The organism is Streptomyces sp. NPDC020597 (genome assembly GCF_044335095.1).
Classification (GTDB): domain Bacteria; phylum Actinomycetota; class Actinomycetes; order Streptomycetales; family Streptomycetaceae; genus Streptomyces.
In genome coordinates, this window is sequence record NZ_JBIRUL010000005.1 from 321,010 (window position 1) to 332,733 (window position 11,724).

Consider the following 11,724-nt stretch of genomic DNA (forward strand, 5'->3'; position numbering starts at 1 on the left):
GCGTCAGAGGCCGTGCCCGAGGTCGTCCGACAGCCGCTTCACCAGGTCGTACGCGGCGTCCGGGATGACCGTGCCGGGCGGGAAGACGGCGGCCGCGCCCATCTCCAGGAGCGTGGGCACGTCCTGCGGCGGGATGACCCCGCCGACGACGATCATGATGTCCTCGCGTCCTTCCTCGGCGAGCTGCTCGCGCAGCGCCGGCACCAGGGTGAGGTGTCCCGCGGCCAGCGACGACACCCCGACGATGTGCACGTCGGCCTCGACGGCCTGCCGGGCCACCTCGCCCGGGGTCTGGAACAGCGGGCCGACGTCGACGTCGAAGCCGAGGTCGGCGAAGGCGGTGGCGATCACCTTCTGGCCGCGGTCGTGCCCGTCCTGGCCCATCTTGGCGACCAGGATGCGCGGCCGACGGCCCTCGGCCTCCTCGAACGCGGACACGAGGCCGCGGGTGCGGTCCACGGAGGGCGACTCCCCTGCTTCGTTGCGGTACACGCCGGAGATCGTACGGATCTGGCTCGCGTGCCGGCCGTACACCTTCTCCAGGGCGTCGGAGATCTCACCGACGGTCGCCTTCGCGCGGGCCGCCTGCACGGCCAGCTCCAGCAGGTTGCCCTCGCCGCCCGCCGCCCGGGTCAGCGCGTCCAGGGCGGCCCGGCACGCGGCGTCGTCCCGCTCCTCGCGCAACCGGCGCAGCTTCTCGATCTGCTGGGTGCGCACGGAGGAGTTGTCGACCTTGAGGACGTCGATCTGCTCGTCGCTGTCGACGCGGTACTTGTTGACGCCGATCACCGGCTGGCGTCCGGAGTCGATACGCGCCTGTGTGCGGGCCGCCGCCTCCTCGATGCGCAGCTTGGGGATGCCGGCGTCGATGGCCCTGGCCATGCCGCCCGCGGCCTCGACCTCCTCGATGTGCTGCCAGGCCCGGCGCGCGAGGTCGTACGTCAGCCGCTCCACGTAGGCGCTGCCGCCCCACGGGTCGATCACCCGGGTGGTGCCGGACTCCTGCTGGATCAGCAGCTGCGTGTTGCGGGCGATGCGCGCGGAGAAGTCGGTCGGCAGCGCGAGCGCCTCGTCGAGGGCGTTGGTGTGCAGCGACTGCGTGTGGCCCTGGGTCGCCGCCATCGCCTCGACGGCCGTACGCGTCACGTTGTTGAACACGTCCTGCGCGGTCAGCGACCAGCCGGAGGTCTGCGAATGGGTGCGCAGGGAGAGCGACTTGGCGTTCTGCGGGTCGAACTGCCGTACCAGCTTGGCCCAGAGCAGCCGCGCGGCCCGCAGCTTGGCGATCTCCATGAAGAAGTTCATGCCGATGGCCCAGAAGAAGGACAGCCGGGGGGCGAACGCGTCCACGTCCAGGCCGGCTTCACGGCCGGCGCGGATGTACTCCACGCCGTCGGCGAGGGTGTACGCCAGCTCCAGGTCGGCCGTCGCGCCCGCCTCCTGGATGTGGTAGCCCGAGATGGAGATGGAGTTGTAGCGGGGCATCCGCTGCGAGGTGTAGGCGAAGATGTCGGAGATGATCCGCATCGACGGCTTCGGCGGATAGATGTAGGTGTTGCGGACCATGAACTCCTTGAGGATGTCGTTCTGGATGGTCCCGGCCAGCTTCTCGGGCGGCACGCCCTGTTCCTCGGCGGCGACGATGTAGAGCGCCAGCACCGGCAGCACGGCGCCGTTCATCGTCATGGAGACGGTCATCTTGTCCAGCGGGATGCCGTCGAAGAGCTGCCGCATGTCGTAGATCGAGTCGATCGCCACACCCGCCATGCCGACGTCGCCGGTCACCCGCGGGTGGTCGCTGTCGTACCCGCGGTGCGTCGGCAGGTCGAAGGCGACGGACAGGCCCTTCTGTCCGGCCGCGAGGTTGCGGCGGTAGAAGGCGTTGGACTCCTCGGCGGTGGAGAAGCCGGCGTACTGGCGGATCGTCCACGGCTGGTTGACGTACATCGTCGGGTACGGGCCGCGCAGGTACGGGGCGGCGCCCGGATAGGTGCCCAGGAAGTCCAGGCCCTCCAGGTCCTGACCGGTGTACAGCGGCTTGACCGTGATGCCCTCGGGGGTCTCCCACAGCAGGTCGTCCCCGCCCGCCGCCCTCTTGACGGCCGTGCGCCACTCGTCGGCGCCGGCGTCGGCGGCCGGGGTCCCCAGTTCGATCCCGGAGAAGTCGGGAATTGCCATCAGGACACAGCTCCCATGCGGTCAAGGGTGGCGGACAGCACGGCGACGGCGTCGCAGCCCGCGAAGACGTACGCGTCGACCCCGGGGTACTGCCCGGGGCGTCCGGCGAGGAACACGTGCGAGGCGCCGGCGGCCCGCAGCCGGGCGGCCTCCGTCTCCGCCTGCTCTTCGTACAGGGCGTCACTCGAGCACAGGCAGACCTCCGTGGCGCCGCTGTCCTCGAAGGAGCCCTCGGTGACCGGCTCGACGCCGCCGGCCTGGAACAGGTTCGCGGCGAACGTCAGCCGGGCGGTGTGCGCGGCGGCCGGGCCGAGCGCCGCCAGATAGATCCGCGGCCGGGAGCCGGTCGCCGCGAGGTGGGCGTCCGAACGCGCCCGCAGCGCCTCGTACGCCTCGTCGCGGCGCACCCGCGGCAGACCGCCGGAGCGCGGTTCGGGCGCGCTCCCGCGCACCACCGGCTTCTCCGCGAGGAACGGGAACTCACTGACCCCGGTGATGGGTTCGCGCCGCTTGGCGAGCCGGCCGCTGCGCGCCTGCCAGGTGTCGGCGAGGTCCTTCGCGAGGCGGCCCGAGCGCAGGGCGGCCGCCTGACCGCCGCTGCGCTCGATGCCCTGGAAGAACTCCCAGCCCGCGTGGGCCAGTTCGTCCGTCAGGCGTTCCACGTACCAGGAGCCGCCCGCCGGGTCGATGACCCGGGACAGGTGCGCCTCCTCGATCAGGATCGTGGAGGTGTTGCGGGCGATGCGCCGCGCGAACGCGTCGGGCAGGCCGAGCGCGTCGTCGAAGGACAGCACGGTGACGGAGTCCGCCCCGCCCGCCCCGGCGGCGAGCGTGGCGATGGTGGTGCGCAGCATGTTCACCCACGGGTCGCGGCGCGACATCATCACCGGCGAGGTCACCGCGTGCTGGATCTGCGCGCCGGCGTCGGACGCCCCGCACACCTCGGCGATCCGGGCCCACAGCCGGCGGGCGGCCCGCAGCTTGGCGATCGTGAGGAACTGGTCGGCGGTCGCCGCGTAGCGGAACTCGAGCTGCCCGCAGGCCTGTTCGACGCTCAGTCCGGCCTCGGTCAGCTCCCGCAGGTAGCCGACGCCGGTGGCCAGCGAGGCGCCCAGTTCCTGCGCGGCGGAACCGCCTGCCTCGTGGTAGGGCAGCGCGTCCACCGTCAGCGCCCGCAGCTTCGGATACTCCCGCGCGCACAGCGCCGCGAGCTCGGCCGCCGGTGCGAACGGGACCGGCCGCCCGGTGCGGGCCTCGTGGCCGAGGGGGTCCGCGCCCAGACTGCCGCGCGCCGCGTCCTTCGTGACGCCGCGTTCCTCGAACAGCCGCAGCAACTCCCGTGCGGCGGGCTCGATCTGGTCGCCCGCGTCGAGCACGACCGGCGCCAGATCGAGGAGCACGCCGTCCAGGACCCGGCCGAGGGCCGACACCGGGATGCCGCCGTCGCCGGTCACCAGCCACAGGGAGGTGACGCCGTTCTCCAGATCCGCGAGCACGGCGCGGTTGTCGTCGACCGTGTGCCGCTGCCGCACGTCCCAGCCCCCGACGGCGTTCCCCTCGGGCCGGCTGCCGCGCACGAAGGGCGCGAAACCGGGGTGACCGTGCTCGGGCGCGGCGTCGCGCGAGGTGTAGAGGGGCCGGGTGCGCAACCCGTCCTCGAGTGCGGTGGACAGGGCTTCCTCGGCCTCGTCGCCCTCGACGTCCTTGCCCGACTTGCGCAGCACGCCTGCGATGAGGCGCTGCCACTGCTCGTGGGTGGCGTCAGGGAACTCGCCGGCCAGCTGGAGCCCGTCGTCAGGCAGGACCGTCATGCTCGGATGCTAGGCCCAAGACACGAAGGAGCAGCAGAGGGGTTCGTTGTGACCTTTCCCTCGCCGCGGTTGTGACCTGCTCCTCTCGACCGGGACTCGACGCCGCGAACAGACCGCGAACAGACCGCGCACCGGCCCTGACCAGGCGGGACGTCCGATGCCGGCCGGCGGCGCGACCCGCGGTGCGCGGGCCGGGCGCCCGGCGCGGCGACGGCGGCGCGCCACCGGGGCTTTAGCGGCGGCCCACCGCCGCACTGGCGGAGGCGCCCGCTCCGCCACTCGGCGTCGTTCGGTCCGGTCCCGCCACACGGCCCGGCCCGCGGCGATCCGGTTCCCCCTCGCCGGCGGCCGCGGGTCGCCGCGTCACATCCGGCGACGACCCGGCGACGGACGGCGCCAGGTTCTGCCGAGTCGTCAACGTCCATGCGGACGGGCGCCGTTGCCGGAGGCGCAGGCCGTCCCCGACCCCGCCCCGGGACGCCGACCGTTCCTGCCCGGACCCTGCCGCCCGTGTCGTCAATGACAGCGCAAGCGGCTGCCCGTGACACGGCGTCCGGTGCTCCCGGAGCGCCGGTCACGCCGGTCACGCCGGTCGCGGCGGCAGGTGTCGGATTCGGCGCGTCGGGCCGTCGAACGCCGTCCGCAGGCGCTCACCGGCCTCCACCGGCGCCGAAGCCCCCGAGTCGCGCCGCGGGTGACACGCGTCCGGTGCCAGCCCGGCCGGCGCAGGGCGTCGGCCGGCTCTTGGGCGCGGGCCGTCGCCGTGGTCGAATCGGCGTGCCCTCCTTCGCCGGCAGAGAGGCGTTCGACGTGACGACCCGCAGCGCGGCTCCGTCCCCGGTTCCCGAGCCCGGAGCCGCGGCGCCGCATCCGCTGCTCGCGTACTTCCTCGACGCCGCGGACGGCTGTTTCCCGCCGGCCGACGGCGCCGTCACGGTGCTGCCCGCGCTGCCCGCGCCGTCCGGTCCGCTGGAGACGTCGGTCGCCTTCACCGGTCACGCCGTCGTCGCCACCGCGCTGTCCGCGCCGGCGGTCCACGCCCTGCGCCCCGACGGGTTCGGCGGCTCGATGGGCCCGGACTTCCTGCGCGCTCTCGCCGGGCCCACGGGATGGATCGGGTCGATCGACGCCGTGCTCGTGCGCCGGGGTTCCGGCGGGACCGCACGGCTGCAGCCGCTCGACGGGGCCGACGGCCATCCCCGGGTGCGGTACGCCCGCCGGCTGCGGGCCGGCGTCCGGGTCTTCGGCGACGACCGGGGGCTGGTCACGCTGGCGGCGGGGCTCGCCGGCCGTACGGAACTGAGCATCGAGCTGCACGCACCCGACGACGGCCACCGCCGTGGACGCGGCAGGTCGCTGCTCCGCGACGCGCTCACGCTGGTCCGGGAGGACGAACCGGTCTTCGCCGCCGTCGCCCCGGGCAACGCGCGCTCGCTGCGGACGTTCCTCGCCGCCGGCTTCACCCCGGTCGGGGCCGAGGTCCTCGTCCGGCCCGACCGGGCCCCGGCGCCGCGGCGTCGCCCCGGCCACGAGTCGCCGCTGCCGTGAGCCCGTGTCACCGTCGTGAGGAGCCGGTGAAGCCCCGACGGTGGACCTGTGTGAATGCGGGTACCCGGGGGCGCAGCGCGTTCCGCCGCTTCGCGGCAGGAGTGCGGGACGTGCGCGAGAAGGGTGCAGGAAGGGGCGCTCATGTGCCGGAGCCGGTTCGGCCGCGGTGGCCGGCAATCGCCCGCTTCTGCGTCACTATGCTCATCTGAGTATAATATGCACCAAATGTGCGCTACTGGGCTTATGTGGCTGTCCGTGGGGAACTTGGTCTCCGCGACCGGCCGCCGGCAACCACCCGGAGGATCAGCCCTCCGCTCGGGCGGCCGGGCATACCCCGAGGAGTGAACGTGAGTATGCGTATCGGAGTGGAGGAAGAGTTCCACGTCCTGGAGGTGGAGAGCGGGCTCCTGGTGCCACGCGCCGACGCCGTCCTGGAGCACCTGCCCAAACGGACCTTCACCACCGAGCTGCATCAGTCGACGGTCGAGTCGAACAGCGGTGTGCACGCGTCGCTTGACGACCTGTACGCCGACCTCACCGAGACGAGACGGCGACTGGACGAGGCGGCCGCGTCGTCGGGCCTGGCCGTGATGGCCGCGGGCACCGCGCCCCTCGCGCCGGCCGTCTCCGCGCACCCCACCGCCGACGCCCGCTATCTGCACATGGCCGAGGAGTACCGCAAGATCGCCGACGAACAGCTGATCTGCGGCGCCCAGGTCCACGTGGACGTGCCCGACCGGGACACGGCCGTACGCGCCATGTGCGTGGTGTCGCCGTGGCTGCCCGTGCTCCTGGCGCTCTCCGCGAGCTCCCCGTTCTGGCAGGGCGCCGACACGGGGTACGCGAGCTGGCGCACCCTGGTGTGGCAGCGCTGGCCCACCGCGGGTCCCGCCGGATGCTTCTCCGGCGCGGCCGAGTACGACGCCGCGGTGGAGGACTTCGTCCGTGCCGGGGTCATCAGCGACCCGGGGATGATCTATTACGACGTACGCCCCTCCTCCCACCTGCGCACCCTCGAACTGCGCGTCTGCGACGCCTGCCCGCGCGCGGAGACCGTCGTGCTCATCGCCGGCCTCTTCCGCGCCCTGGTGACCGAGGCCCGCGAGCGGCTGCGCACGCGCGGCGAGCCGGGCTGTACCGGACGGCACGAGTGGCTGCGCGGCGCCACCTGGCGCGCGGCCCGCTCCGGCCTCGAAGGCACGCTCGTGGACCCTGAGACGCACCGGGAGGCGGCGGCGCCGCAGGTCCTGCGCAAGCTGCTCGTCCGGCTCCGTCCCGCGCTCGAGGCCCACGGCGACTGGGACACCGTCCGCTCGCTGGCGCGCTCGGCGCTCGCCGAGGGCAGCGCGGCCCGCCGCATGCGCCGTACGGCACAGGACGAGGACCTGCTGGCCTGCGTCGACATGCTCATCGCCGAGACCCGCGGCGAGCGCGCCCGCGGGCTGCGCGCCACGTCCCGGCCCTCTGCCGTGGGAGGGTCGCGCTCCTCCGTCCTGCGCCGGGCACTGCCGGAGGCCATCGGCCGCTGACGTGCGCGTGAACGCCATGGACACCGGCTACTCAGGTTCGGCGGCCGCGACGGTCGCCGCGCACCGTCGTGCGGCGGGCGCGCAGGCGGCTCGCGTCCGGCGCACGACGCGCGCACGCAGCATGCCCGACGGCGCCCGTTGTGACGATCCGCTCGGTGGAACCGTTCGGTGAGACGACCGTAGAGAAAGGTTTTGTCATGTCCAGCAGCACGGCTGAGGTCGTGATCGGCGAGGGCGGTCCGGTTCTCCGGCACCGGTCCGCGGACGCCGGCGTGCGGAAGGGAGGCGGTGCGCCATGTGCGGTCTGAGCGGAGAGATCCGCTTCGACGGACGGCGACCTGATACGGAGGCCGTCGGGCGCATGAGCGACCGGCTCGCGGCCCGCGGGCCCGACGGCCAGGGCCTGTGGACGCGGGGCGCGGTGGCGCTCGGACACCGGCGCCTGAAGATCATCGACCTGTCGGACCTCGGGGCCCAGCCGATGACGGACGCCCGCGCCGAGCTCACCGGCGTCTTCAACGGCTGTGTGTACAACTACCGGGAGCTGCGCGACGAACTGCGCGGCCTCGGCCACCGCTTCACGTCGACGTCCGACACCGAGGTGGTGCTCAAGGCCTACCAGCAGTGGGGGACCGCCTGCGTCGAGCACTTCCACGGCATGTTCGCCTTCGCCCTCGTCGAACACCGCACGGGCCGCGTGGTGCTGGGCCGCGACCGGCTCGGCATCAAGCCGCTCTACCTGTCCCGGACGCCCGGCCGGCTGCGCTTCGCCTCGTCGCTGCCCGCCCTCCTCGCCGCCGGGGACGTGGACACCTCGCTCGACCCGGCGGCCGTCCACCAGTACCTCAGCTGGCACGCCACGGTGGCGGCTCCCCGCACCGTCCTGAACGGCGTGCGCAAGCTTCCCCCGGCCACCGTGCGGGTCGTCGAGCCCGACGGCAGTCACCGTGACCACCGCTACTGGCAGCCGTCCTACACGCGCCGGCCCGAATACGCGGGCATGGGCGCGAACGAATGGCGTGACACGGTGCTGGAGGCGCTGCGCACCGCCGTTCGACGCCGGATGGTGTCCGACGTCCAGGTCGGCGTGCTGCTCTCCGGCGGCCTCGACTCCAGCCTCATCGTCGCCCTGCTGGCCGACGAGGGACAGCGGGACCTGATGACGTTCAGCGTCGGCTTCGAGTCGGAGGGCGGCGAGGAGGGCGACGAGTTCCGGTACTCGGACCTGGTGTCCCGGGAGTTCGCCACCGACCACCGCCGCCTGATGGTGCCCTCCGACCGGGTGTCGACGGCCCTGGACGGCGCGATCGCCGCCATGAGCGAGCCCATGGTCAGCCACGACGTGGTCGCCTTCTACCTGCTCTCCGAGCTGGTGTCGAAGGAGGTGAAGGTCGTGCAGAGCGGGCAGGGCGCCGACGAGGTGTTCGCCGGCTACCACTGGTACCCGCAGCTGGCCGAGGTCTCCCGCGAGGACGAACCCGGGCGGTACGCCGAGACGTACTTCGACCGCCCGCACGCCGACCTCGCCCGGATTCTCCAGCCGCACATGCTGCCGCACGACGACGTCTCGGGCGACTTCGTGCGCGCCCACATGGCGGCGCCCGGTGCGGAGAGCGCCCTGGACGCGGCGCTGCGCCTCGACACGCACGTCATGCTCGTCGACGACCCCGTCAAACGGGTCGACAACATGACGATGGCCTGGGGCCTCGAGGCCAGGGTGCCGTTCCTCGACCACGAACTCGTGGAACTCGCCGCGTCCTGCCCGCCCGAGCTCAAACTCGCCGACGGCGGAAAGGGCGTGCTGAAGGAGGCGGGCCGCAAGCTCCTGCCGCGCGAGGTCGTCGACCGCCCCAAGGGCTACTTCCCGGTCCCCGCGGTCCGCCATATGGCGGGTCCCGTCCTGCAGCGCGTGCAGGAGGCGCTGAAGGCGCCCGAGGCGACGGAGCGTGGCCTGTTCCGGGAGTCGTACGTGACCGAGCTGCTCGCGGCGCCCGACGAGTGCCGGACCAGGCGCGGAGCGAACGCCCTGTGGCAGGTAGCTTTGCTGGAGATATGGCTGCAGACGCACGGAATCACGTGACCGACGGCGACCGGAACGGGCGGGCCGCGCACGGCCCGGCGCCCGCCCTGCGACGGGTCGACGCCGGCCTCGCCGCGTTCGGCGCGCCCGCGCCGCCGGCCCCCGCCCGGCCCGCTGACCCCCGGCGCGCGGACGGGGACGCGCCGGGCGCGGTGTGCGAGGCGGCCCCGGCCCTGGTGCTGCTGCCCGACGCGGCCGGACCGCGCGAGGCCGTGAGCCGGCTGCGCGCGCACGGGTGCTGGTACCCCTCCGCCGGCGCGGACGGCGCCGAGGTGGCCTTCATCTGCGACCGCGGCGGGGTCCCCCAGCTCTGGGCCGGGCCAGTGAACAGCGCCGACGTGCGGCTGCTGGACTCCTCGCCGGATCCCGTCACCGAGGTGTCCTGGTCGCCGGACGGCCGTTGGATCGCGTACACCACCGCGCCGGGCGGCGGTGAGCACTCCCGGGTGCTGTGCGTGCGTCCCGACGGCACCGGCCGGCGCGTACTGGCGGGCGCCGACCCGGGCAGCACCGCCTACCTGGGCTGCTGGTCGCACGACGGCTCCTGGCTCGCCGTCACCGTCACCGCGCCTCCCGCCCCCGTCCCCGGCGAAGGTCGGGGACGCGCCCCGACGGACCGCGGCCCGGCCGACGCTCCTCTCGACGGCGTCCTCCCGCCCGCCGGATGGGCCGACCGCGGCGGACACGCCACGCTCCTCGGCGCCTCCTCGTACGACGCCGGAACCTGGAACGGTCCGGCGACCGTCGCTGCCACGGCTGCCACGGCTGCCACGGCTGCCACGGCGACGGTGACCGGGGCGCTGGGCGGCACGCCGGCCGAGGCGAGCGCACCGGCGGCGACCGTGCGCCCCGACGGCGGCCTGTCGGTCTACCTGATCGACCCCGACGGTCTGGCGTCGCCGGTCCTGCTGACCACGGAGACCCACGCGGCCACGCTGCGGGCGTGCGACCTCAGCCGGGACGGCTCGCTCGTGCTGCTGCGCCGGGGACCTCGCGGCCGGCGCGAGGCCGTCGTGCGGCGGACCGACGACGCGACGGCCACCTTCGCCCTGCCGGTCGCCGACGGAGACCCGTGGATCGGCAGGTTCTCGCCCGACGCCCGGACGCTGTGGCTGCGCAGCAACGCGGACCGGGAGTACGCGGCGCTCCTGGCCGTCGTCCTCGACGCGGACGGCCGACCCGACGGAGGCTCCGACGGCGCCCTCGAAGCGCCGCACCGCGCGTCCGCAGTCACGTCCGCCGCCGCGCCCGTCGTCACGTCCGTCGTCGCGGAACGGGACGGCTGCGACCTCGAGCTGCTGGCGATGGCCCACGACGGCCGCACCGCCGCCCTGGCCTGGAACACCCGGGGGGCGAGCGAACTCGAACTGGTCGAGACCTTCCCCGCCTTCTGGGGCCTCCCCGCACCGCAGGCTCCCGACGCCGCCGGCCCGGCACGCCCCATCCCGCTGCCCCACGAGGTCGTCACCCGTGTCACGGCGGCCGGGGCGGGCCGTCTGCTGCTCGCCATGTCGGGCTCGCAACGCCGCCCCGGCGTGTGGTGGGCCCGCGAAGGCGTCTCCCTCGTGCGCACCCCCTGGTCCTCGAAGGACGAGGACGCCGTCCCGCCGTCCCGCCCGCCCGTGCGCCCCGTCCCCCTGCGGCTGACCGCGCGCGACGGGCTGCCGCTGAGCGGCTGGTACTACCGCGCGCCGGGCCGCCCCTCGAGCGTGCCCGCCCCGTGCGTGATCCATCTGCACGGCGGCCCCGAGGAACAGGAACGCCCGGTCCTGCACCCGCTCTACCACGAACTGACGGGGCGCGGCCTGGACGTCTTCGCCCCGGACGTGCGCGGCTCCTCCGGCCACGGCCGCTCGTTCGTCGACGCAGACCTCGGAGCGGGCCGCTTCGCCGCCCTGGACGACGTCGCCGACTGCGCGGCCCACGTCGTCACGACAGGTCTCGCCGACCCGACACGGCTGGCCGTCATGGGCCGCTCCTACGGCGGCTACCTGACCTTCGCCTCGCTGGTCCGGCACCCCGAACTGTTCCGCACCGGAGTGGCCGTCTGCGGCATGTCGGACTTCCTGACGTTCTTCGCCACGACGGAACCCTGGCTCGCGGAGTCCGCCGCGCACAAGTACGGTCACCCCGACCGCGACCGGGAACTGCTGCGGTCCCTGTCGCCGATGACCCGGATCGACGCGCTGCGCGTCCCGGTGCTGGCCGTCCACGGCGAACACGACACCAACGTGCCGCCAGAGGAGTCGCGCCAGTTCGTGCGGGCCGCCCGCGAAAGGGGCCTGGCCGCCGAGATGCTGACCCTGCGCGACGAGGGCCACGACTTCCTGCGGGCGGACAACCGGCGACTGTTCCGCCGGGCCGCCGGCGACTGGATGGAGCGCCACCTCCTCCTGTGAACGCCGTCCGACGGGTGTGAACGTTTCCCGGATCCGGTGTGCGTAGAGCGGCGGACGCGGGGTAGTCGATGCGAGTCGGCAGGAAGCGGCGCGATGCCTGGGGAGGTCGAGCGCCGCTTCCTGCCACTGTCAGCACCGTCACTGCGGGCACGGACCGGGCGTACGGGAGCCGAAGACGG

At 73.9% G+C, this 11,724-nt stretch carries 6 protein-coding genes; 4 read left to right on the plus strand and 2 right to left on the minus strand.

The window, feature by feature from the left end; translation table 11 throughout:
• Window positions 1–3 precede the first annotated feature (3 nt).
• Both scpA and ACH4ZA_RS12240 read right to left on the minus strand, forming a co-directional pair.
• Window positions 4–2,178 (minus strand): methylmalonyl-CoA mutase, encoded by a 2,175-nt coding sequence (scpA, locus tag ACH4ZA_RS12235; RefSeq protein ID WP_398429204.1) that lies wholly within the window; start codon window positions 2,176–2,178, stop codon window positions 4–6.
• Window positions 2,178–3,989 carry a methylmalonyl-CoA mutase family protein gene (locus ACH4ZA_RS12240; protein WP_398429206.1) on the minus strand — a complete coding sequence of 604 codons (1,812 nt, stop codon included), beginning with the start codon at window positions 3,987–3,989 and terminating at the stop codon, window positions 2,178–2,180. The genes scpA and ACH4ZA_RS12240 overlap by 1 nt, the downstream gene beginning before the upstream one ends.
• An 810-nt stretch (window positions 3,990–4,799) precedes the next feature.
• On the opposite strand from ACH4ZA_RS12240, the gene ACH4ZA_RS12245 reads away from it, so the two are divergent.
• The 4 genes from ACH4ZA_RS12245 (at window position 4,800) to ACH4ZA_RS12260 (ending at window position 11,545) form a co-directional block, all read left to right on the plus strand.
• The gene (locus tag ACH4ZA_RS12245; RefSeq protein WP_398429207.1) at window positions 4,800–5,537 is read left to right on the plus strand and encodes a hypothetical protein; all 738 of its coding nucleotides are present in this window, start codon (window positions 4,800–4,802) and stop codon (window positions 5,535–5,537) included.
• A gap of 353 nt (window positions 5,538–5,890) precedes the next feature.
• Window positions 5,891–7,066 (plus strand): glutamate--cysteine ligase, encoded by a 1,176-nt coding sequence (locus ACH4ZA_RS12250; protein ID WP_398429297.1) that lies wholly within the window; start codon window positions 5,891–5,893, stop codon window positions 7,064–7,066.
• A 295-nt stretch (window positions 7,067–7,361) separates the two neighbouring features.
• Entirely contained in the window at window positions 7,362–9,146 is a 1,785-nt protein-coding gene (locus tag ACH4ZA_RS12255; RefSeq protein WP_319282544.1) for an N-acetylglutaminylglutamine amidotransferase, read from the plus strand.
• Complete coding sequence (locus ACH4ZA_RS12260) at window positions 9,119–11,545, plus strand: S9 family peptidase (protein WP_398429208.1); 2,427 nt, start codon at window positions 9,119–9,121, stop codon at window positions 11,543–11,545. Before ACH4ZA_RS12255 ends, ACH4ZA_RS12260 begins: the two co-directional genes overlap by 28 nt.
• The last annotated feature ends 179 nt before the right edge of the window (window positions 11,546–11,724 follow it).